Genomic DNA, 21869 nt, shown 5'->3' on the forward strand with positions numbered 1-21869 from the left:
CCCGCGGTCCCGATAGGGTTGGGGCATGCCGTCGTTCCAGACCAGACTGAAGATCACCGGGCTCAAGCCGGGCAACCCGCCGGAGGCCGTGATGGCAGCCGCCGTCGAAGCGCTGGAGACGCGGCACCACGTTGAAGCGAACCAGCTCGACCTGGCCGGGGGCGTTCCGCAGCTGAACCTGCGCTTCCTCGTCGAGCCCACCTCCTACAGCGGCGAGAACAGCCAGGCGCTGGAGTCGGCAGCGATGATGCGCGACGCCGTCGAACGCGTTGCAGTGACCGGCAACCTGATGGTGCTCCGCCGCAACCGCGGCCGCTGGGCGCCCGTGTAGGCAGGTGCCGGGCGCCGCCTCAGAAGTCCAGTTCCTCCTCGGGCCCGTCCACGACCGGGGAGCGGCTGCCGCGCTTCCGCGTGACAATCACGCCCACGACGGCGCCGACCACCATCCCGACGCCGACCCCGATCAGTGAGCTCGCCCAGAACGGCAGTCCGGTGGCGGCACCGGTGGCATAGCCGAGGCCGACGGACCAGATGGCCCAGAGGAGGCCGCCGAGGGCTGCGCAGAGGCTGAAGCCGCGGGTGGAGACGTTGGCGATGCCGGCGGCGGCCGTGGTCGCCAGGCGTCCGCCGGGGATGAAGCGGATTCCGATGATGGCCCCGTAGGTGGTGGACCGGCCGGCCTTCCCGATCGCCGTGTGCACGGACTGGTGGAATGATCTGCCCCAGCGCCAGCGGTCCAGGACATGGCTCAGGCGCCGTTTGAAGAGCTGGAACACCAGGATGTCGCCGAGCCAGGAGGCCGCCGCGGCGAGGAGCACCACGAGGAACACGTTGGCGCGGCCGACGGCGGACAGGGCGCCGCCGGTGATGACCACCATCTCGGACGGGAGCGGCGGGAAAATGGCATCGCCCATGACCACCGGGATGATCCAGAAATAGATCGCTTCCCCCCAGCTGTCAGCGTTGCCGAAGTCCATGGGCACAAGGTACCGCACTTCCGGCCGGACGCCTGTCCATGACGGGTGCGGGCTTGTGCGGCTTCCCGGGAGGGATGCTTGCGGGGCCTAGCGGGCCTCGGTGAGCTCCAGCCCGCTGCGGTACTCCACGGGCACCCCGGTGATGGGGTCCACGAACCGGATCCCGCGGGCGAGGAGCTGGAGCGGCTTCGAGTAATCGTCCGGGGCCTTGTCCAGCAGTTCCGGGTAGAAGGCGTCGTTGACGATCCCCAGCCCCAGCGAGGCCATGTGCACCCGGAGCTGGTGGGTCTTGCCCGAGTGCGGCTCCAGCCGGTACAGCGCACGGCGCATGGCGGCGCCGTCGGCCGCGATAGTGGCGGTGCCGTCGTCGAAGGTCCGCAGCCGTTCGATTCTGGTCTCGGCGTTGGGTTCGCCGTCGATCACCTCGGCGAGCAGGTAGCTGCGCGACTTGGTCATCCGGTTCCGGACCACCACGGGGAAGTCGACGGCGGGGTGGCCGGGCGCGGGCTCGGCGGCGGACACGCACTCGTATTCCTTCTGGACCTGGCGCTTCTCGAAGAGCACCTGGTACTTGCCCCGGGTCTCGGGATTCGTGGAGAGCAGCAGGATTCCGGCGGTCATGCGGTCCAGCCGGTGCATGGGAATGAGGTCCGGCAGGTTCAGCTGGTTCCTGAGCCGGACCAGCGCGGACTCCTGGATGTAGGTGCCGCCGGGGGTGGTGGGCAGGAAGTGCGGCTTGTCCACCACGAGGAGGTGCTCGTCCTGGTGCAGGATGGTCAGCTCGACCGGGATCCGTTCCTCCGGAGGCAGCGTGCGGTAGTACCAGATGAAGGTGTGGTTCCGCAGCGGGGTGGCGCGGTCAAGCGGGATGCCGGCCTCGCCAACGATCTCGCCGGCGTCGAAACGGTCCTCGATGCCCTGCGGGTCGATGTGGCCCCAGCGGTGCATCATGTAGTCCATGGCGGTGTCCCAGGGCCCCTCGTCCGGGAGGCGGAGGCGGGTCGCGTTGACGCCGTCGCGCACGGGCAGGGGGGATTGCATCACCGGTCCATTCTACTTTGCCGGGGTTGACGCGCCGCGACTTCGCCGGATGCCCGCGAAGTCGCCGGAGCTTACGGCGAACCGGCCAGCTTCCGGCGACCTCGGGGCAGGAAGGCACCGACGGTAAAATAGTTCTTGACAAATAAAACTGTCGGTTGCCAGACTGGAAGCATGTTGGACATCGAAGTGATCGAGGACCCGGCCGCGGCGGAGGCATCGCTCGACCCGATCCGGACCCGCATCCTGATGGAACTCGCCGAACCCGGCTCGGCCACGCAGCTCGCAAACAAGGTTGGCCTGCCGCGGCAGAAGGTGAACTACCACCTCAAGGCCCTGGAGCGGCACGGGCTGGTGGAACTTGTGGAGGAGCGCCGGAAGGGCAACGTCACAGAGCGCATCCTGCGGGCAAGCGCCGCCTCCTACCTTATTTCCCCTGCCGCGCTGGCCTCGGTGGCCCCGGACCCGCAGCGGTTCTCCGACCGTTTTTCGGCCTTCTGGTTGCTGGCGCTCGCCAGCCGCATGGTCCAGGAGACGGGCCGGCTGATCGCCGGCGCCGCAGCGGCCAAGCAGCCACTGGCCACCTTCGCCATCGATGGCGAGATCACCTTCCGCACGGCCGCGGACCGGGCCGCCTTCGCCGAGGAACTCGGCGTCGCCGTGACCCGGCTGGTGGACAAATACCACGACGGCGGACCGTCGGCCCAGGGGCCGGCCACGGCTGCGGGCGGCGGACGCAAGCACCGCCTCGTAGTCGCGCTACACCCTTCCCTCAAGACACCACCCAAGGCATCACCTGAAACCCCATCAGCTAAGGAGCAGGACAATGACTGACAAGCGGAACTTCGAAATCATCGTTGACACGGAACTGCCCGGCACCCCCGAGCGGGTCTGGGAAGCCGTCACCGCCGGCACGCCGGCGTGGATGTTCCCCACGGACGAGTGGCCGGCCGTGCGGACTGTGGAGGAGTACCCTGCCCATCTGGTGTCCCGGATGGACGGGCCGGACGGCTGGTTCAACCAGTTGGAGCACGTCCTGGAACCGCTCGACGGCGGCCGCGCCCGGCTGCACTACGTCCACAGCGGCATCTTCGCAGAGGATTGGGACCAGCAGTACGACGGCGCCAGCAAGCACACCGCGTTTTACCTGCACACCCTCGGCCAGTACCTGCAGTACTTCGACGGCAAGCCCGTGGTCTTCACCGACGTCCAGGCCCCTGCCTCCTCGGCAACCCCGGACGGCTTTGTGCGGCTCAAGAAGGCGCTGGGCGTTGAGGCGGCGGCGGCCGGCAGTACCGTGGAGCTGGAGCTCGACGGCGTCGGGAAACTCTCGGGCGAAGTGGACTTCGCGAACGAGAACTTCCTCGGCCTGCGCACCGCGGACACGATGTACCGGTTCTTCGGACGCAATGCCTTCGGCGCCACGGTCGGTATGACTGTCCACGATTTCAGCGGCAGCGGGGATTCCGAAACCACGGCGAAGGCTTGGGGTGCGTACCTGGAGAAGGTCTACGCCTAGCCCGCTGGTATCTTCCGCCCCTGGGCCTCCGGGCCCGCTGCCCGGGCCACGAACCTCCGGCCGGGGCCGGCTCAGGCGATGGCCGCGGCCGGCGGGGCAGGGAGGTTGCGCCGCAACTGCGGCGAAGCCGCCAGCTTGTCCTGGGCAGCACGGAGGGCCCGCACGGCGGTTTCCAACTGCTCCGGTGGCAGGGTGAACGGCACCCGGAGGTAGTGCTCGAAGGCGCCGCCGGTGCCGAAGCGGGGCCCGGCCGCCAGCCGGATGCCGAAGTCCGGGGCCACCACGGCCAGCGCGGTGCTGATCGGGGCGGGAAGGCGGCACCACACCGACAGGCCGCCGTCGGGCCGTTCGCCCTGCCAGTCCGGCAAGTGCCCGGCGATGAGGTCCAGCAGGGCGTCACGGTTGTCCCGCAAGGTGGCCAGTCGGGCCGGGAGCGGTTCGGAGAGCGCGTTGACCAGGTGGGCCGCCGCCAACTGTTCCACCACCGGGCCGCCGAGGTCCATGGTGGTCCGGGCGGCGGCGAAACGCTGGATAAGGGATTCATCGGCCCGGATCCAGCCGGTCCGCAACCCCGCCCAGTGCGACTTGCTGAGGGAACCGATGGAAACCACGGCGGGGCTGAAGGCGGCCAGCGGTGTGGAGGCGGCGCCGTCGAGGTTCAGCTCGCGCAGTGTCTCGTCGACGACGAGGACGGTGCCCGCTGCTGCGGCGGCGCGGACCAGCCGGCGCCGCTGGGAATCGGACATCAGCCGTCCGGTGGGGTTGTGGAAGTCCGGAACAACGTAGGCCATGGCGGGCCGCTGCTGCATCAGTGCGGTCTCGAGAGCCGCCAGGTCCCAGCCCGGGGGGCCGCCGGAAGCCGGCCCCGGCCGGACGGCGAAACGGGCGGCAGGCATGGCCACCGGCACCAGCCGGCAGCCCGCGGCCCGGATGGCGTCGATCGCGTTCGGGTAGCTGGGATGCTCCACCAGGACCTTGTCCGACCGGCCGGCCAGGGTGCGGAGCACGATGTTCAGCGCGTGCTGCGCGCCGGACGTCACCAGAATCTGCTCCGCGGTGGTGGGCACGCCGGCCGCCGCGTAATGTCCCGCGATGGCTTCCCGCAACGGGTTCACGCCGAGGGCGTCGTAGCCGAACCCGGGCAGCAGCGCGGGAAGTTCGGTCAGGGCCGAGGCGAACGCCCGGTGCACCACCTCGCCGCTGGCCGGAAGCGAGGCGTACGCGAGGTCGAGAATTCCATCCGGAACGGCCAGGCCCGGAGCGCCGCTGAGGTTTGTCCCGCCGCTGCTGCCGCCGTGCGGACCGGCCTGCGGGATGCACGTCCGGCCGCGGCTGCCCTGGCCGCTGCTGAGGAAGCCCTGTTCGCGCAGCGATGAGTAAGCTGCGGTGACCGTCGTCCGGCTGATGCCGAGGGTTGCGGCGAGGGCCCGTTCGCTGGGCAGCGCAACCTCGAGCGGCACGCGTCCGTCCAGGACCAGAAGGCGGACGACGTCGGCGAGCTCACGATACGCGGGTGCCGCGCCGAGGTTCCACTCGCCGAGCAGCCGGGCCAGCGAACTGGGGTTCAGGGATCCGGACATAGGGCCAGTATTTCAAACTGGCTATGGAATGCAAGGCCAGTTTTCCGGGAGGATTAGGTCCATGATGACCCGCAGACTCGTTCAGCTCCTTATCGGCCTCGCCATGTACGGCATATCCCTGGCCATGTTCATCCGTGCCGGCCTGGGCCTGGACCCCTGGGACGTGTTCCACCAGGGACTCGCGGTCAAGACCGGGCTGAGCATTGGCACGGTGGTGGTGATCGTCAGCTTCCTGGTGCTCCTGCTGTGGATCCCGCTGCGGCAGTGGCCCGGCATCGGCACCCTGTGCAACGCCGTGCTGGTGGGCGTCTTCGCCGACGTCGGACTGGCGCTGATCCCCGAGTTCTCCCACCTCGGCGGGCAGGCCGGGATGCTCGCGGGCGCCATCCTGCTCAATGGAATCGCCTCCGCCTGCTATATCGGGGCCCGGCTGGGACCCGGGGCGCGGGACGGGCTCATGACCGGACTCGCACGGCGGACGGGATGGTCCGTGCGGACGTCCCGCACCGGCATCGAAGTCGTGGTGCTCGCCGCAGGCTGGCTGCTCGGAGGCTCCGTCGGCGTGGGGACCGTGCTCTACGCCCTGGCGATCGGCCCGCTGGTGCAACTCCTGCTGCCGCGGTTCACCGTGCCGGAGCTGAAGAAACCCGCGCTCCCGGTGGCGGCACCCGGCCCTGCGGTCGCCGCACCCTGAGCCGCAGCATGCAGCTAGCCCGCGCCCGGCGCCGGCTGGCACGCAGGGCAGTAATAGATGTCCCGTTCCTCCGTGCCGGTGGCCGTGGCGAGGACTCCGCGCCGCACCGGGGTCCGGCACTTGAGGCAGGGCTGGTGTTCGCGCCGGTAGACCCAGTAGCCGGGCAGCCCTGACGTCCGGCCCACGGCAGCACCGCGCGGGTTCAGGACGGTGGTCCGGCGTCCGGGCCCCAGATTGGCCTCCAGCAGGAGCCTGGCATGGGCGATGATCGCGGCCACGTCAGGCACGGCCGAGACAGGCGCCGCCGGGTGCACACCGGCCAGGAAACAGGCCTCGCAGCGGTAGATGTTGCCGATCCCCGCGAGGTTCCGCTGGTCCAGCAGCGCGACGCCGATCGGAACGTCGGGCGCGGCGCGGATCCGCCGCTCCGCCTCGGCGAGGTCCCAGTCCGGACCGAGCAGATCCGGGCCCAGGTGGCCGACGATGGAGTCTTCCTCGGAGGTGCGGACCACCTCGAGGATGCCGAGCGAGAATCCGACGGCGTCCGCCGACGCGGTGCGCAGCACGCAGCGGGCGGTGAAGCCCGGTTTTCGCCACCGGCCACCCGGTGGGTAGACCTGCCAGGTGCCCTCCATCTTGAGGTGGGAATGGATTGTCAGCCGGTCCGGTTCCGCCGGGCTGCCACCTTGCCGTGCCGGGCCCTCCACCCGCATCAGCAGGTGTTTGCCGCGCGGGACCACCTCGGTCACGGTCCAGCCGCCCAGTTTGAGGGTGGCGAACCGAGGCACGCGGAAATCGGAGGAGATCAGTTGCTGGCCCGCCAGCGCGGCATGGAGCTGGGCGGCCGCTCGGAAGACCGAATCGCCCTCAGGCACGGATCCTCAGTCCCTTCGGAGTGGAATAGGCGCCGGCGTGGGCCAGGGCTGCGGCGACGGGTGTGTCCAGGATGCCGTGGCCGTTGACCTTTTCCATGATCAGTTTGTCCACCGCGCCGCGGGTGACCACGCCCACCAGGGCCGCGCCGGCCGCGGCCAGGACCTCCGTGTCCTCGCTGAACGCCAGCAGGGTCTTGCCGCCGCGTTCCACGTACAGGACCAGGGCGCCGTCGACCAGCACCACAAGGGCACCCGCCTTCCGGCCCGGGCGGTGGCCGGTTCCCGCCTCGACGTTCAGGGCCGGCCAGGGCAGGGCGGCGCCGTAGGGATTGGCGGGGTCCGTGGCGGCCAGGGCCAGGGCCACCGGCTCGGGCTTGTGCAGCTCGGTATCCTCGGCGTAGGAGCGGAGCCGGTCAACGGTCGCGGGCACGGCAAACTGTGCCGCGCCAAGGTGCTCGATGAAGTAGCCGCGGCGGCACCGGCCGGCTTCCTCCAGCCGGGCCAGGACCTTGTACATGAGGCCGAAACCGCCCAGGATGTTCTCGGCCATGACCGACCCCCGGGTGACCACGCCGTACCGGTCCAGGAGGAGTTCCGCGGTGGCCCGGGCGTGGATTGTGGCATCCAGTTCGGGGGCGGGAAGAGCGGACCAGCGGCCCGCGGCCAGGGGCGGAGTCGGAGCCGTGCCGGTCACGGAGCCGTACCGCCCTCCGGTCAGCCCGGGGGAACCCAGCAAACCGGTCCCGTGGGCGCGTCCCAGCCGGCTCATCCGGGGAGCCCGGGCCCGCGGGGCGCGGGCAACCTGCCGGTGCGCCGTGTGGCCGCCGGCAATCATCGCCCGGACCGGGGCAAAGGTGTCGCCCGTGATCCGCCCCGCCCACGCGAGGTCCCAGAGCGCGGAGACGACGTCCTGGTCGCTGAGCACCGAGTCCATGCCGCCGGCGACGTCGGTCAGCTGCCGGAAGAAATAGCCGCCGCCGTTGTTGCGCAGGTGGTCCAGCAGCCGCTGCTGCGCGTCGCCGGGCTCGAACTCGATGGCCGGGTTCAGGGTCAGTTCGGCGGAATCGGCCAGGTGCAGGCTCACCCAGCCGTCGTTGCCGGGGAGCGCGCCCGCGCCGGACCAGAGCACTTCGCCAGCTGCCATGAGCTCATCGAGCATGGCGGGCTGGTAGTCCGACACCCGGCTGGCGAGGATCAGCGGTTCCCAGGCGGAGGCCGGAATGGGCACGCCCGAGAGCTGGTCGACGGCGGTGATGATCCCGTCCAGGCCGCGCAGCGCCGACTGCCCGCGCTTGCCCGGGACCCGGACGTTCTGCCAGGCCGGCAGGAAACGGCCGTACGCGGCGGCGTCCACGGGCTCCACCTCGGCCCGCAGCGCGGCGAGCGAACGGCGGCGGAGCTTGCGCAGGACGTCGGCGTCGCACCATTCGCTGACGCCGGCCAGTGACGGGGCCGCGGGTGCGGCGGCCGTCGCGGCAGCCGCGTCGCCGTCGCCGGCCTCATCGTCGGGCGCCGGTGCCGACGGCGCGGCGTGCGGGCGGAACTCGCCTTCAACGACGCGTCCGTCCGCGGCGAGCCGCTTCAGCGCTGTGCCGACGACGGCGACGCCGAGTCCCAGCCGGGCGGCCGCCTCGGCGGAGGTGAAGGGGCCATGGGTGCGGGCGTAGCGTGAGACGAGGTCACCCAAAGGATCAGCGACCGGCTCGATGAAGGCCAGCGGCACCCCCATCGGCAGCGGGACGCCGAGGGCGTCGCGCAGGCGGGCGGCGTCCTCCACTGCGGCGTAGCGCTCGCCGCCGCCGACGTTGACCTTGATGGCGCGGTTGGCGCGGTGGAGCGCCACGAGGTGGGCGGCGGCGTCGGCGACGGGGGCCGCGACCTCCGGAACCTCGACCTCCGGAGCCTCTACAGGCCACGCGTCAACGCCCGGCCCAGTTTCCGGAGCAGGCCCAGCGGCCGCCCCGGGCTCAACCGCCGGTTCGAGCCGTGCGGCGACCTCCTCCGGGGTGAGCGGGCCGAGCAGGCGGAGCAGGTCCGCGACCCCTTCGAGCCCGCGGACCTTCCGGTCCGGCGCGAGGCGCTGCAGCTCCCTCTCGGTGGCGTCAATGACCTTCGCATCGAGCAGCTCCCGCAGCTCCACCCGGCCAAGGAGCTCATTGAGCAGGGTCGAATCCAGCGCCAGCGCCGCGGCCCGGCGCTCGGCGAGCGGGGAATCGCCCTCGTAAAGGAACTGCGCGACATAGCCGAACAGCAGGGACTTGGCGAACGGTGAGGGCTGCTGGGTGGTGGTTTGCACGATCCGCAGCTCGCGGCGCTCGATCGAGGCGGCGATATCCTTCAGCGCCGGGAGGTCGTAGACGTCCTGCAGGCATTCTCGGACGGTCTCGAGGACGATCGGGAACGTGGGGTACTTCCGGGCGACGTCGAGCAACTGGGCTGAGCGCTGCCGCTGCTGCCACAGGGGCTGCCGTTTGCCGGGGTTCTGCCGGGGCAGGAGCAGGGCCCGGGCGGCGCACTCGCGGAAGCGGGAGGCGAAGAGCGCGCTGCCGCCGACCTCCGCCGTGACGATCTGTTCGAGTTCCTCCGGATCGAAGAGGAAGAGCTCGGCGCCGGGCGGCTCATCCTCCATCATGGGTACCCGCAGGACGATGCCGTCGTCGGCGGCCATTGCGGAACCGTCCATGCCGTAGCGCTGGTGCAGCCGCTGCCCGACGGCGAGGGCCCACGGCGCGTGCACCGGCATGCCAAAGGGGCTGTGCAGCACCACCCGCCAGTCGCCGAGCTCGTCGTGGAAGCGCTCCACCACCAAGGTGGTGTCGCTGGGGACCACCTCGGTGGCCAGCTTTTGCTCGCCGAGGTACTGGATCAGGTTGTTGGCGGCGAAATCGTCCAGGCCGCTGGCCTTGCAGCGTTCGGTGGCCGGCCCGACGTCGGACGCGGACAGCTCGCGCACGAACGCGCCGAGGGCGCGGCCCAGGTCCACCGGGCGGCCGAGGGAATCACCTTTCCAGAACGGGAGTTTCCCGGGCTGGCCGAAGGCGGGGGAGACCAGGACGCGGTCGTGGGTGATGTCCTCGATCTTCCAGCTGGTCGCACCCAGTGCGAACACGTCACCCACGCGGGATTCGTAGACCATTTCCTCGTCGAGTTCGCCGACCCGGCGGCCGCCCTTGGCTGCGGCTGCGGCCGGGCTGGCAGCCCGGCCGTCGCCGCCGGCGGAGCCCTTGGCGCCGGAGGAACCGGTCCCTTCGACCTCGGTGCCGATGATGTAGACGCCGAAGAGCCCGCGGTCCGGGATGGTGCCGCCGGAGGTGACGGCCAGCCGCTGCGCGCCGGGGCGCCCCTCGATGGTGCCGGCGTTCCGGTCCCAGATGATGCGGGGCCGCAGTTCCGCGAATTCGTCCGAGGGGTAGCGGCCGGCGAGCAGGTCCAGGGTTGCCTCGAAGGCGGAGCGGGGGAGCGAGGCGAACGGGGCCGACCGCCGCACGGTGGCGAACCAGTCCTCCACATCGATGGAACCCAGGGCCGTGGCCGCGACGGTCTGCTGGGCCAGGATGTCCAGCGGGTTCGCGGGGACGAAAAGCCGTTCGATCTTGCCGGCGAGCATCCGTTCCACCGTGATGGTGGTGTGCACCAGGTCCGCGCGGTGCTTGGGGAACAGCACACCCTGGGAGACCTCCCCGACCTGGTGGCCGGCGCGGCCCACCCGCTGCAGCCCGCTGGCCACGGACGGAGGGGACTCCACCTGCACCACGAGATCCACGGCGCCCATGTCGATGCCGAGTTCCAGGGAGGAAGTGGCCACCACGCAGCGCAGGCGCCCGGATTTCAGGTCGTCCTCGATCAGGGCCCGCTGGTCCTTGGAGACCGAACCGTGGTGCGCGCGGGCCAGGACAGGATCCGCGCCGGCGGTGCTGCCGGCCTGCGCCATCATGTGGGCCGGGGTCGCCGTCGACGTCGGGGATCCCGGCCCTGGTGCCCCGGCAGCGCCGCCCGCCGGCGCTGCCGCCGGGACCGCTTCGAAGTCCGGCGCACCGGCACCAAACTCGGCCCAGCCGCCGCCGGCGTCAATGAGCTGGCGCTCGGCGTAGATCTCGTTGAGCCGGGCGGTCAGCCGTTCGGCGAGCCGGCGGGAATTGGCGAACACAATGGTGGACTGGTTGGCGAGCACCAGGTCCACGATCTTTTCCTCGACGTGCGGCCAGATCGATGCCTGCGGCTGCAGCCCTGAGGCCGGGCCGGAGTCGAACGCGCCGGCCGCGCCCTGCAGATCGGACATGTCCTCCACCGGCACGGAGACGGTCAGATCCCAGTTCTTCTTCGACGGCGGGGCCACGATCTCCACCAGCGCGGAGCCGGCGAGGAACTGCGCCACCAGCTCCTTGGGCTCCACCGTCGCCGAGAGGCCGATCCGCTGGGCCGGCTTGGGCAGCAGGGCGTCGAGGCGTTCCAGCGACACGGCCAGGTGCGCGCCGCGCTTGGTACCCGCGACGGCGTGGACCTCGTCAACGATGATGGTGTCCACCTCGCTCAACGTCTCCCGCGCCTTGGACGTCAGCATAAGGAACAGCGACTCGGGAGTGGTGATCAGGATGTCCGGCGGGTTGCTCAGCAGCGCGCGGCGGTCCGACGCCGGGGTGTCGCCGGAGCGGACGCCCACGGTGATCAGCGGCGCAGGCAGGCCCAGGCGTTTGGCGGTCTGGGTGATCCCGATCAGCGGGGCTCGGAGGTTGCGTTCGACGTCGACGCCGAGCGCCTTGAGCGGCGAAATGTAGAGGACCCTGGTCTTGCGCTTGGGCGCCTTCCGCCGGGCGCTTCTTGCGGTGTCCAGGCCGGGCAGCGACTCGGGCTCGGCGGGGGCCGAGACAAGCAGCCGGTCGAGCGCCCAGAGGAAGGCCGCAAGCGTTTTACCGGAACCGGTGGGAGCAACCACGAGCGCGTGCGCACCGGAGGAGATCGCGTTCCAGGCGCCGTTCTGGGCCGGGGTGGGCGCCGTGAAGGCACCCAGGAACCACTCCCGGGTCGGCCTGCTGAACCGGTCCATGGCGTCTGCCTCGAGTGTGCCGCCGGCGTGCTGCCCCTTCATTCCTCCATCATGCCCTAAGGCAACGACAAGAAATGGCGGGCCGCAATCCGGGGTGTCACCAGACGTCCCGCCTCGGCGGCAGCGGAGCTACTGGGCCTGGAAGGCGCCGATGGTGAGCAGGTTGATGCCGGCGTTGGCGCAGGCGTCCCTGGGCTGGGCGAGGAACAGTGAGGCGGTGTCCTCCGGCGGGTAAATGCGGAAGCCAGCGGCAGGAGTCAGACTGCAGTCCGGGTAGTTGGCGGCCTGCGTATAGCGCAAGGTGGCGGCGCCGGCCTGGCCCGGTTCGAGCAGAACCTCGGTGGCGGGGGTGGTGTCCCGGGCCGCTGCGGCGCCGATCGGGGCTCCATCGGCACCGGCGGTGAGGGAGACGCCGGCAAAGCCCGACAGGAAGCAGGGTTCGGAGCCCGTGTTCGTCAGGAGCAGCTGCATGTAGACGCTGCCGGCCGCGCCACCGCCGGTGGAATCCGTGGTGGCCGTCAGCCCGGCGGCCTTGCACAGTGCCGGGCCGGCGGGCGCGGGCGCCGCCGAAGCGGGAGTCGACGCGGCGGGGCCGGCGGCCGCACCGGAGGCGGCGGGCTGGCTCGCGGAATCGGCGGGGGAGGCCGCCGGGGTGCTGGACGTCTGGGACTGCGGCGTGCCGGTGCCGCAGCCGGCAAGGAAGAGCGCTGCCACGGCTGCCGCCGTGGTAAATGCCAGTCTGTTGTTGATTCGCTGAGCCGTCATGGCACCACCTTCGTGCCCGTTGTGGCCTGAGTCAACGATGCCACGACGGCCGCGCCCGATTGATGCCCGGATTGTGATTTCCGGGCATCAACCGCGGTCAGCTACTCCTTGGGTGCGGAGCCGGGTGCCGAAGCCCCGGCCGGAACCGGTTTGTTGCTCCGGCCGCGGGCCAGGGCGAGCCCGCCGAGGGCGAGGCCGCCGACGCCGGCCACCAGCCCCGCCCAGCTGCGGGCCTGGGCGCCGTCGTCGTTCACCGCAGCCGCCTGGACGGTCTCCGGGGTGGTGTCCGAAGCGGCGGCATGGGCTGTGTGCCCGTCGGCCGCAGCGGAAGCCGTGACCGTCACGGACGGCGCCGGTGCCTTGAGCGAGTGCGGGTCCTGTCCCTCGGCGGGGAGCTGGGACCAGTCGGTCTGGCCGACCTCACAGTTCTGCAGGGTCGGGAAGTACAGGGTTTTGCCCGCAACGTCGGGCAGCTTGACGGAGAGCACCAGGGCGTCGCGGAGGGAGGGTTCCAGCGGTGCCTTGGCGGTGTAGACGATCTGGCTGGTCCGCTTGGTGATGGAGGCGCCGTCCGCGAGTTTCTTCGGCTCGGCCAGCTGTTCTGTGACCTTCTCGGCTGTCCAGTTCGGGTTGACCGTGGGCTGCGCATCGTTGAGTTCGGCGGGCAGGGTGATGGTCACCTTGGTGGTGCCGGATTCCTCGCAGCCGTGCGGGATTCCGAAAGTCAGCAGGGCGTAGGAGTTCGCCGTGGTCTTATCCGGCGTGACGCCGACGTGGGCCGAGGCGCCGGAAACGCCGGCGAGCATCAGCGCCGCGGTTCCGCCGGCCACGGCAGTGGCAGTGAGGGTACGGCGCAGGACGGGTAGGGAAGAAGTCTTCACAGGGTTGCCTTTCAGGCATGCGCTGCCCAGGGGCATCGCAAAAGATGGGAGGGTGGCGCGGCGGCTATGCTGGTGCTCCGGGCACCGATGTTCTGGGCGGGATGTCTTGGCAACGACGCGGCCGCGGCCGGGTGCGAGTCAGGAATATACGACGGCGGCGGGCGGCCCGCGGCGGCAGTCGCGCCGGAGGTTCCGCCACGGCAGCGGCGCGGCGTCCGCCAGCCAGCAGGTGGCGGCCGGCGGTGCCGCCACGGCTGCGGGCGCCACCGGGACCGGGAGCCCGAGCAGCGGGCGGAGCCAGGCAGCGAGGGCCCACAGGGCCGCCTCGCCCCTGGCGAGCAGGACAGCGCAGAGGAGGGTTGCCAGCGCGTGGCCGGCCAGCATCAGCACCGAAAGCAGGGCGAGTTGTGCGTCCGGCACCGATGCTGCGAGCTGGCCGTCACCGACGGGCAGGGGAAGCGGTCCGGGGTGGTGCGGCGCTGCCATTCCCACGGGTACTGACGCGGCCCCGGGCTGGGCGGGGGAAATGGCAGGAGCGCTGAAGGCGGTGAACGCGTTGTGCAGCACCAGCTGCCCGGTGCCCAGCAGCCCCGCCATGGCCGGGAAGTTGAGCTTCAGCCGGGTGGCGGTGGTGGAAGCCAGCGCGGTCAGGGCAAACAGGGCCAGCAGGATGCCGGGGGAGGGGAGCTGGCCGCCGGCCAGCGTGTGCGCCCCGGCGCCGAGGGAGAGGACCGTGAGTGCCACCATGGCCGAACGCAGGGCGTGGAACGGGGCTCTGGCGGCTGTGCGCACGGAACACTCCCTTCACCGGCTGCGGCCGTGGTTGCTCCCGCGGGCCTTACTGCCTGCGGGCTGACTCCCGATTCTACCGGCGAGTTCTACCGGGCTGCGAAAAGCGCCCCGGAAGGCGTCAGTCTGTTTCGGGACCCGAGCAGTAGTGGCAGTTGTCCGGGCACAGTGCGTCTGCGGCGAGGTCCTCAAGACGGTCGCCGGTTCGTACGTCGGGCCAAAGTCCGGGGGCGCCGTTGGCCCGATCTTGCTGCAAAGTCACGTTGTGTCCTGAACGTCATTGGTGCGGAACGCTGATGGATTCAGCTTCCCCTGTGGGGAAGTAGCTCCTCAATGGAGCAACTGACGGCAACAACAGTTCCGCCTTGTGCAGCCGTCCAACGAACCGAGGGGGCAAGCTGGCCGTTAAACAGAGATGCCCCCGGTCCGGGGACCGGGGGCATCTCTGTTCGCTGTGAATTCAGCTCACCGCGTCAGTTCTCGACGTCAGCTCAACCCGTCAGTTCACCGGGGCGGCGACGGCAGCGCCGGCGAGGCGCAGCCAGGTGTCCACCACGGTGTCGGGGTTCAGCGAGACGGAGTCTATGCCTTCCTCGACCAGCCACTCGGCGAAGTCCGCGTGGTCGCTGGGCCCCTGGCCGCAGATGCCCACGTACTTGCCGCGGGCCTTGCAGGCCTTGATGGCCATGCTCAGGAGCTTCTTGACGGCAAGGTTGCGCTCGTCGAAGCTTCCGGCCACGATGGCCGAATCCCGGTCCAGGCCCAAGGTCAGCTGGGTCATGTCGTTGGAGCCGATGGAGAAGCCGTCGAAGTAGTCCAGGAACTCGTCGGCCAGTAGTGCGTTGGACGGGAGTTCGCACATCATGATGACCTCGAGGCCGTTTTCGCCGCGGCGCAGGCCGTTCTCGGCGAGCAGGTCGATGACGCCGCTGGCCTCGTCCACGGTGCGAACGAACGGGATCATCAGCTTGACGTTGGTCAGGCCCATTTCGTTGCGGACGAAGGACAGGGCCTCGCACTCCAGGTCGAAGCAGTCCCGGAAGGACGGCTCCAGGTACCGGGAGGCACCGCGGAAACCGATCATCGGGTTCTCTTCATGCGGCTCGTAGGCGGGCCCGCCGATGAGGTTCGCGTACTCGTTGGACTTGAAGTCGGACATCCGCACAATCACCGGCTCCGGCGCGAACGCCGCGGCGATGGTGGCCACGCCTTCGGCCAGGCGTTTGATGTAGTAGTCGCGCGGGCTGTCGTAGGCGGCAATCCGGTCCCGGATTTCGGCAAGGACGTCCGCGGGCTGGTCTTCCAGGTTCAGCAGCGCCTTGGGGTGGATGCCGATCTGGCGGTTGATGATGAATTCCAGCCGGGCCAGGCCCACGCCGTGGTTGGGCAGCTGCGCGAACGTGAACGCCTGCTCGGGTGTGCCCACGTTCATCATGACCTTGACCGGGGCCTCGGGCAGCTGGGTGATCTCGGTTTCCTCAACAATGAAGTCCAGCAGGCCCTCGTAGATGACACCGGTCTCGCCGTCGGCGCAGGAAACGGTCACGTCGAGCCCGTCGGAGAGGACATCCGTGGCGTCCCCGGTGCCGACGACGGCGGGAATCCCCAGTTCGCGGGCGATGATCGCCGCGTGGCAGGTCCGTCCGCCGCGGTTGGTCACGATCGCGGAGGCCCGCTTCATGATCGGTTCCCAGTCCGGGTCGGTCATGTCCGCGACGAGGACATCGCCGGTCTTGAAGGCGGCCATCTGGTCAATCGCGGTGAGGATGCGGACGCTGCCGGCACCGATGCGTTGGCCGATGGCGCGGCCCTCGACCAGCACCCGGCCCGTCCCGTTCAGGCGGAAGCGGCTGAGGCTGCCGGAGGTCCTGCGGGACTGCACGGTTTCCGGGCGTGCCTGCAGGATGTACAGGCCGCCGTCGATCCCGTCCTTGCCCCATTCGATGTCCATCGGGCGCCCGTAGTGGTTTTCGATGGCGACGGCATGGCGGGCGAGCTGCTCGACGTCGTCGTCGGTGAGGCTGAAGCGGTTCCGCAGCGAAGCCTCAACCGGAACGAAGTCAATGGTGTGGCCCACCTCGCGGTTGCTGGTGTACGTCATCTGGAGGGCCTTCTCGCCCAGCCCGCGCTTGAGGATCGCCGGGCGGCCTGCCTCCAGGGCGGGCTTGTAGACGTAGAACTCATCCGGGTTGACGGCGCCCTGGACGACGGCCTCGCCGAGGCCGTAGGAGGACGTGACGAAGACGGCGTCCTGGAACCCGGATTCGGTGTCCATCGTGAACATCACGCCGGAAGCGCCGACGTCGGAACGGACCATCCGCTGGACGCCCGCCGAGAGTGCCACTTCAGCGTGCTCGAACTTGTGGTGCACCCGGTAGGCGATGGCCCGGTCGTTGTACAGGGACGCGAAGACATCCTTGATGGCCTGCAGGATGTTCTCAATGCCGCGGACGTTCAGGAAGGTTTCCTGCTGGCCGGCGAAAGAGGCGTCGGGGAGGTCTTCCGCCGTCGCGCTGGAGCGGACGGCCCAGGAGAGGTCCTCGGAGCCACCATGCTTCTCCACCAGCTTCTGGTACGAGGCGCGGATCTGCGCTTCAAAGTCCGGCAGGAAGGGCGTATCGCGCATCAGTTTGCGGATCTCCTGGCCGGCTGCCGCCAGCGCCGTCACGTCATCGGTATCCAGGCCGACCAGCCTGTCGGCGATCCTCTGGTCCAGTCCAGAGTCCGCCAGGAAGCTGCGGTAGGCGTCGGCGGTCGTGGCGAAGCCGTCCGGGACCTGGACGCCGGCAGACGTCAGGTTCTGCACCATCTCGCCGAGGGAGGCGTTCTTGCCGCCCACCCGGTCCAGGTCCTTGAGGCCGAGTTCTGAGAACCACAGGATGTCTGTCGTCATGGTTACTGCTCCTTTGCAGATGATGGCATGCGGTATCGCCGCCCGCCCGGGCGGTCGCCGGTTGATGGGCGCAATTCCTGTCCACAGTGACAGGTCTCCGCCGGTGATTCCACCTGATGTGGTCCACGCAACACTTGTGAAGCCCTTGCCCTAGTGCTTGAGATTCATCTTTTGCAGGATAGTGGCTGCCATTTCCTCAACGGAGACGCTGGCCGAATTGAGGTAGGGAATGCCGTGCGACACGTACAGGCGTTCGGCGCTGCGCAGCTCGAAGCCGCACTGCCGCAGCGACGCGTAGGGCGAGCCCCGGCGACGTTCGGTGCGGACCTGGCTCAGGCGCAGGGGGTTGGTGGTGAGGCCGAAACACTTTGAAACAAACGGCCGGAGCGGCCTGGGCAGCCCTTCGCGTTCAAAGTCCTCGTCCACCAGCGGGAAATTCGCGGCGAAGATGCCGTGCTGCAGCGCCAGGTACATGGTGGTGGGGGTTTTGCCGCACCGCGACGGGGCCACCAGGATGACCTGGGCCTTTTCAAGCGCGCGCAGGCTCTGGCCGTCGTCGTGCTCCATGGCGTATTCGACGGCGGCCATCCGGGACTGGTACCGGGCGGCGTTGCCCAGCCCGTGGGCCCGGCCCGGTTCCCCGCTGGCCTCGGTTCCCAGGGCGCGCTCCAGCTGCCCGACATGGGTCCCGATGAGGTCCACGATGATCCCGTTGCACGTGCCCAGGGTGTGGCGGATGTCGCTTCCGACGGCGGTGGAGAACACGATCGGCTGCAGACCGGTGGCGGCACGGTGGTCGATCACCTTGACGACGGCCCTGGCCTGGTCGGCGGTGGTGATGAAGGGGATCGTGATGCGGTCGAATTCGTTCTCGGGGAACTGCGTCAGCAGGGTGTTGCCGAGGGTCTCTGCGGTGATGCCCGTGCTGTCCGAAAGGAAGTAGACCGGGCGGGGAGCGTCATTGGTCATGAACGCATTGTGCACCAGTGCGGGCCGCGGGTTCTTCCATGACGCTCTGGGGAGCGAGGAGTAGGGTGTGTCTCACGTCACCAAGGGAGCCCCAATGAGCTACAAATTTCGAACCGTCAAGGTTCGCGGTACGGACCTGGTCGGAACAATCGCCCGCAAGCACGGGAGCCCGGCCGAAATCTACGAGACCTCGAAAGACCCGAGCACGTCCGTGGTGCCTGTCTACTTCGTTGAAACAGGCGAAGTCCGCTTTTTCGACCGCTCGGTGCTGGAGGACGTTGTGGCCCCGGCGGGCTGATGAATGTCTTAAATGCGCGCAAAGCCTGGAAAGCGAAGATTTAGACATCACAGGACGGGCCGATTTTCAAGTCAAATGGGCGCTATTGCCCGTCAAAGCTAAGCCGACTAGCCTGACGTTGGGATCTGACCCGGGCATCTTCTGGGGAGAGACCATTTCGGTGTTCCGATCGAGTTGGATTCCGCAACGGCTGGCTCCATGGTCTCAAAACGATGGAGCCAGCTGCAGGAATCTTTGGCTAGATGGCTGGCTGCAGGTCGGAGCGGGCAGGTGAAGTAGCCCGGCTTTTGCCGCGCCGGCCACCCATGCCTAGGGCGTTCGAGCCGCATCGTCCGTCAAGTTCGCCACCGCTGCCTGGAGCAGCGACGCCGATGACGGCCCGCAGGCTCCCTCGGGGGCGGCGGCGCGACTGGTTGACGGAGCTATACGGGAACGTTAGAGTCCTCTCACTGCGGTTGGGGCCGTCCGACAAAGATGCGGAAGGACCCTAACCATGAACCTTTTGACCCGCTTGGTCGTCGCCTCCGGCGCTGGCCTGGCTCTCGCACTCACTGCCTCGCCCGCGCTGGCCGCGCCGCCGGCCGACCCGGGCGGCAACCGCGCCCAGGTGGAACGCACCGAATTTACCAACGCCGATGGGTCCTACACCTCTGAGTACCGTGGCGCCACCCGAAACGTCGAAGGCCACTACACGACCAATACCCGCGATCAGACGACTGACGGCCAGTCGTCGTTCGACTATAAAACGCACTACAACCTGACGGACAACGTGACAAAGTTGAGTAGCCAGAACACATTTACTGAGGGTGGCGTGACATGCCGCACCAACTCCCAGATGGTCATCACGAAGGGTGAGACGCGCAGGGAGAAGACGCATTCGACCTGCTAGCTATTTTCCGATACGCAGTCCCCTCACCCCGCCCCTGAGAGCCGGGGCGGGGGTAGTTACGGCGTCTTCGGTCGAAGCGCTACCAGCCAGCCGGCCCACTCGCGGGCGGCGCTGAAAGTCCACGTCTTCGCCCCGCTTGGCCCCGCGATCGACTGAATGCCGTCGGCAATCTCGAAGCGGCGTGCGCCAGCCTCGACTGCCTGGGCCATGCCGCCCGGCGGAGTGAGGCTGGCCGAGCTGGAGTTGACGCTCATGCAGCCGACGAGCATCGCGTTCGCCGTTGTGCTCGTTACTGCCGGGACGGTTCCCGAGGATGCCGCCGCACCGGATGCAGACGTCGCGGCGGTGTCAAGCCCTGAGGCGCCGGAATACCTTGCGATACCCCCTCCGCTCGTCGTCGAAGTCGTCGTCCAGGAATAGCCTGCCGACTCGGACGCAGTGGCCACTTTGTAGTAGCCGTAGACTTTCGGGTTTGCGATGGTGGTCACCGCGGCCAGCCGTGTCCAGCCGGCCGGGACGCCCGTCGTGGTGATGCTGCCGCCGTTCAGGGCGAGGCAGCTGACCAGGAGATCTCCTGGGGCGACGTTGGCGGGTTTGGGGATCGTGAGTGTGGTGCCCGCTGTGGTGTTCGTTGCCTGGCTGACCGACTCACGGACGATGATGCCGCTGCCGCCTCCCGGGTCGCTGGGGCTGACGCTCCAGGTCTGCGTCGCTGCCGTCGTATCGGTGTTGCCGGCCGCGTCGGTGGCCCAGACCCCGAATGTGTGGGATCCGATCGACAATCCGGTGTAGGTCTGGGGCGAGGTGCATGCGACGCGCGGCGCACCATCCAGGCTGCACTGGAACGTCGAGTTGGCTTCACTCGAGGTGAATGCGAAGGAGGCGCTGGTCGACGTCGATGCCGCAGGTGGTCCCGACGTGATGGTCGTCTCCGGGGGCACCGTGTCCGCCGGCGGTGGGGTCGTGTCCACGGTCCACGTATGGCTGGCGGGAGTCGGGTCGGCGCCGTTCTGGTCGGATGCACGAACCTGGAAGGTATGCACGCCAGCAGACAGTCCTGTGTACGACACCGGACTGATGCAGTTGGCGAATGCTGCCGAGTCGAGCGAGCAGGCGAAGGTCGCGCCGGTCGACGTCGAGGTGAAGCCGAACTGAGCCGATGTGGAGCTCGTCGGGCTGGCTGGCTGGCTCGTGATCGTCGTGTCCGGCGGTTGGGAAGTGGGGGTCCCAGCCCCGATCTTGCGCGGGTCGTAGGCAGCGTCGACGAGTAGAGCCGGCGTGTAAGCGGCAGCGATGGACTGCCATGGCACCGCCTTGAAGTTCTGGCGCTGCCCGCCGTCGTTGGCGGTGTCCTGTGTGACGAAGAAGCCCTGGGGGAAGGGCCCGCCGACGCCGAAGTTGGTGACGTCTACCCCGTCCATGCCGGTGACAGCATCGATCCCGTTTCCGGCCGGGATGGCGAAGGCCCCGAGCGGTCTGTTGTCGTCGCGGGCGTAGGCGTGGAATCGGTTGGAGCCCTGGCTGGCGGCCAGCAGGTATCCGGCGCCACCGCTGCCGTAGTAGATGCTGATGCCCTTGACGTCCTGGACGATGTCGCCGCCATTTTCGGTGGTGCTGACAACTCTCGTCCCGGCGGTCGAGTCCCCAGGCTCGGCGCCGTAGCGCCAGATCCCGCCGATGTCCTCCTGGGCGATGTAGAGCCGCTTCATCTCATCATCGGCCACCAGGCCCTCGGTGTGGGCGGGACCGCTCACCGTCCAGCTGCGCACGAGCCGTCCCTTAACTGATCCGGTGGAGCCATCGAGTTCCCACTGCTCGACCTTGCCGATATCGGTGACATAAGCGAAGTACTTACCGGTGTCCGGGGAGTGGTAGAAGGAGAACCCGCGTGGCGTGGCGATGCTGGCGGTGGGGGCGAAGCTGCCGACCTTCGTCAGCGAGCGATCCGACTCGTTGACCTTGTAGAAGTCAAGGCTCCGTGCCCGGTTCGAGACACCGACCAAGCCGACGCGGCTGCTGCCGAGGGGGAAGTTGTACCGGACATCAACGTTGTTCATCCGTCCGTCGGGGTAGTAGAACAACTCCCGTCCGGACAGGTCGTAGACGACAAGGCCACGCCCATCAGTGCTCTTGTCCGTGCCGATGATGGTGCTCTTCGACGGATCGGTGGGATGCATCCAGATGGCCGGGTCGTCCGCGGCATCCCCTGATCCGTGTATCGGGGCAGTTTCGACCGTTGCGCTGACCTGCACCACGGCCGCACTCGCGACCGGAGCGGCGAGCCCCACAAGCAGTCCAGCCACCATCAAGGGAGTGAGGATTCTGGCGACTATGCGCATGATGACCTCTCTGTCATCTGGGAGAAAAGTCCCGGGAAACCACGCTTGAAAATGGGGGATGTGCATGCGGATGTGCGCACTGACGTTCAACGGGTGGCGGCTGAATCTATGGTCACCCTGAGGGGTACAAGTTCTAGTCCTGCGACCTTGGGAAAACCTTGGAGCGGGTCGTCACCCGCCCTGCATCGCCAGTCCCCATTCAGCACCGAGGCAACGATCCCGAAAAAGATTCCGGTGGGTGCGTAACCTTTCGGGGTTCTCCAGCGATTACCGCTTTGCAGGCGCCGCCGGAGCTTGGACCCCCCACCAGTCCTCCGGC

18 protein-coding genes are annotated in these 21869 nt (G+C 68.9%); 6 read left to right on the forward strand and 12 right to left on the reverse strand.

The window, feature by feature from the left end; all coding sequences use genetic code 11:
* Positions 1-25 precede the first annotated feature (25 nt).
* Positions 26-331 (forward strand): hypothetical protein, encoded by a 306-nt coding sequence (locus tag LDO13_RS02380; protein ID WP_224048488.1) that lies wholly within the window; start codon positions 26-28, stop codon positions 329-331.
* Between the two features lie 19 nt (positions 332-350).
* Here the strand turns inward: LDO13_RS02380 and LDO13_RS02385 are convergent, their stop codons facing one another.
* Together LDO13_RS02385 and LDO13_RS02390 are read right to left on the reverse strand one after the other, a co-directional pair.
* Complete coding sequence (locus tag LDO13_RS02385) at positions 351-977, reverse strand: VTT domain-containing protein (RefSeq protein ID WP_224048489.1); 627 nt, start codon at positions 975-977, stop codon at positions 351-353.
* Between the two features lie 87 nt (positions 978-1064).
* Positions 1065-2018 (reverse strand): RluA family pseudouridine synthase, encoded by a 954-nt coding sequence (locus LDO13_RS02390; protein ID WP_224049638.1) that lies wholly within the window; start codon positions 2016-2018, stop codon positions 1065-1067.
* Between the two features lie 171 nt (positions 2019-2189).
* Between LDO13_RS02390 and LDO13_RS02395 the strand changes: the two genes are divergently transcribed.
* Positions 2190-2849 (forward strand): helix-turn-helix domain-containing protein, encoded by a 660-nt coding sequence (locus LDO13_RS02395; protein WP_224048490.1) that lies wholly within the window; start codon positions 2190-2192, stop codon positions 2847-2849.
* Positions 2842-3534 (forward strand): SRPBCC domain-containing protein, encoded by a 693-nt coding sequence (locus LDO13_RS02400; protein ID WP_224048491.1) that lies wholly within the window; start codon positions 2842-2844, stop codon positions 3532-3534. The genes LDO13_RS02395 and LDO13_RS02400 overlap by 8 nt, the downstream gene beginning before the upstream one ends.
* Before the next feature lie 71 nt (positions 3535-3605).
* Here the strand turns inward: LDO13_RS02400 and LDO13_RS02405 are convergent, their stop codons facing one another.
* The gene (locus tag LDO13_RS02405; RefSeq protein ID WP_224048492.1) at positions 3606-5114 is read right to left on the reverse strand and encodes a PLP-dependent aminotransferase family protein; all 1509 of its coding nucleotides are present in this window, start codon (positions 5112-5114) and stop codon (positions 3606-3608) included.
* Positions 5115-5175: 61 nt separating this feature from the next.
* On the opposite strand from LDO13_RS02405, the gene LDO13_RS02410 reads away from it, so the two are divergent.
* Entirely contained in the window at positions 5176-5808 is a 633-nt protein-coding gene (locus tag LDO13_RS02410) for a hypothetical protein (RefSeq protein WP_224048493.1), read from the forward strand.
* Positions 5809-5822: 14 nt separating this feature from the next.
* On the opposite strand, the gene LDO13_RS02415 is transcribed toward LDO13_RS02410, so the two are convergent.
* From LDO13_RS02415 to LDO13_RS02450, 8 genes are all read right to left on the reverse strand, one after another.
* Positions 5823-6683, reverse strand: a complete 861-nt coding sequence (locus LDO13_RS02415) for a DNA-formamidopyrimidine glycosylase family protein (protein ID WP_224048494.1) — start codon at positions 6681-6683, stop codon at positions 5823-5825.
* A complete protein-coding gene (locus LDO13_RS02420) occupies positions 6676-11769 on the reverse strand; it encodes a DEAD/DEAH box helicase (protein ID WP_224048495.1) in 5094 nt (1697 codons plus the stop codon). The genes LDO13_RS02415 and LDO13_RS02420 overlap by 8 nt, the downstream gene beginning before the upstream one ends.
* Before the next feature lie 87 nt (positions 11770-11856).
* Positions 11857-12492, reverse strand: a complete 636-nt coding sequence (locus LDO13_RS02425; RefSeq protein WP_224048496.1) for a DUF4232 domain-containing protein — start codon at positions 12490-12492, stop codon at positions 11857-11859.
* A gap of 101 nt (positions 12493-12593) precedes the next feature.
* Positions 12594-13373 (reverse strand): YcnI family protein, encoded by a 780-nt coding sequence (locus LDO13_RS02430; protein ID WP_224048497.1) that lies wholly within the window; start codon positions 13371-13373, stop codon positions 12594-12596.
* A 138-nt stretch (positions 13374-13511) separates the two neighbouring features.
* On the reverse strand, positions 13512-14165 hold the full coding sequence (locus tag LDO13_RS02435; RefSeq protein WP_224048498.1) for a hypothetical protein: 654 nt from the start codon (positions 14163-14165) through the stop codon (positions 13512-13514).
* Between the two features lie 118 nt (positions 14166-14283).
* Positions 14284-14424, reverse strand: a complete 141-nt coding sequence (locus LDO13_RS02440) for a hypothetical protein (RefSeq protein ID WP_224048499.1) — start codon at positions 14422-14424, stop codon at positions 14284-14286.
* A 237-nt stretch (positions 14425-14661) separates the two neighbouring features.
* On the reverse strand, positions 14662-17055 hold the full coding sequence (ppsA, locus tag LDO13_RS02445) for a phosphoenolpyruvate synthase (RefSeq protein ID WP_224048500.1): 2394 nt from the start codon (positions 17053-17055) through the stop codon (positions 14662-14664).
* Between the two features lie 150 nt (positions 17056-17205).
* Positions 17206-18024: a pyruvate, water dikinase regulatory protein gene (locus LDO13_RS02450; RefSeq protein WP_224048501.1), complete on the reverse strand. Its 819-nt coding sequence runs from the start codon at positions 18022-18024 to the stop codon at positions 17206-17208.
* Between the two features lie 94 nt (positions 18025-18118).
* Here LDO13_RS02450 and LDO13_RS02455 point away from each other — a divergent pair, with 94 nt between their 5' ends.
* Positions 18119-18322, forward strand: a complete 204-nt coding sequence (locus tag LDO13_RS02455) for a hypothetical protein (protein WP_224048502.1) — start codon at positions 18119-18121, stop codon at positions 18320-18322.
* Positions 18323-18815: 493 nt separating this feature from the next.
* On the forward strand, positions 18816-19211 hold the full coding sequence (locus LDO13_RS02460) for a hypothetical protein (protein ID WP_224048503.1): 396 nt from the start codon (positions 18816-18818) through the stop codon (positions 19209-19211).
* 56 nt (positions 19212-19267) lie between these two features.
* Here LDO13_RS02460 and LDO13_RS02465 read toward each other — a convergent pair whose 3' ends face one another.
* Positions 19268-21550: a phytase gene (locus LDO13_RS02465; RefSeq protein ID WP_224048504.1), complete on the reverse strand. Its 2283-nt coding sequence runs from the start codon at positions 21548-21550 to the stop codon at positions 19268-19270.
* Between the last annotated feature and the right edge of the window lie 319 nt (positions 21551-21869).

The sequence above is a fragment of the Arthrobacter sp. NicSoilB4 genome (genome assembly GCF_019977335.1).
Lineage (GTDB): Bacteria > Actinomycetota > Actinomycetes > Actinomycetales > Micrococcaceae > Arthrobacter.

Bases quoted from the DNA above. Each gene is read 5' to 3' on its own strand.
- LDO13_RS02380 (WP_224048488.1), top strand. From the start codon at position 26: ATGCCGTCGTTCCAGACCAGACTGAAGATCACCGGGCTCAAGCCGGGC.
- LDO13_RS02385 (WP_224048489.1), bottom strand. From the start codon at position 977: ATGGACTTCGGCAACGCTGACAGCTGGGGGGAAGCGATCTATTTCTGG.
- LDO13_RS02390 (WP_224049638.1), bottom strand. From the start codon at position 2,018: ATGCAATCCCCCCTGCCCGTGCGCGACGGCGTCAACGCGACCCGCCTC.
- LDO13_RS02395 (WP_224048490.1), top strand. From the start codon at position 2,190: ATGTTGGACATCGAAGTGATCGAGGACCCGGCCGCGGCGGAGGCATCG.
- LDO13_RS02400 (WP_224048491.1), top strand. From the start codon at position 2,842: ATGACTGACAAGCGGAACTTCGAAATCATCGTTGACACGGAACTGCCC.
- LDO13_RS02405 (WP_224048492.1), bottom strand. From the start codon at position 5,114: ATGTCCGGATCCCTGAACCCCAGTTCGCTGGCCCGGCTGCTCGGCGAG.
- LDO13_RS02410 (WP_224048493.1), top strand. From the start codon at position 5,176: ATGATGACCCGCAGACTCGTTCAGCTCCTTATCGGCCTCGCCATGTAC.
- LDO13_RS02420 (WP_224048495.1), bottom strand. From the start codon at position 11,769: ATGAAGGGGCAGCACGCCGGCGGCACACTCGAGGCAGACGCCATGGAC.
- LDO13_RS02425 (WP_224048496.1), bottom strand. From the start codon at position 12,492: ATGACGGCTCAGCGAATCAACAACAGACTGGCATTTACCACGGCGGCA.
- ppsA (WP_224048500.1), bottom strand. From the start codon at position 17,055: ATGACGACAGACATCCTGTGGTTCTCAGAACTCGGCCTCAAGGACCTG.
- LDO13_RS02450 (WP_224048501.1), bottom strand. From the start codon at position 18,024: ATGACCAATGACGCTCCCCGCCCGGTCTACTTCCTTTCGGACAGCACG.
- LDO13_RS02455 (WP_224048502.1), top strand. From the start codon at position 18,119: ATGAGCTACAAATTTCGAACCGTCAAGGTTCGCGGTACGGACCTGGTC.
- LDO13_RS02460 (WP_224048503.1), top strand. From the start codon at position 18,816: ATGAACCTTTTGACCCGCTTGGTCGTCGCCTCCGGCGCTGGCCTGGCT.
- LDO13_RS02465 (WP_224048504.1), bottom strand. From the start codon at position 21,550: ATGCGCATAGTCGCCAGAATCCTCACTCCCTTGATGGTGGCTGGACTG.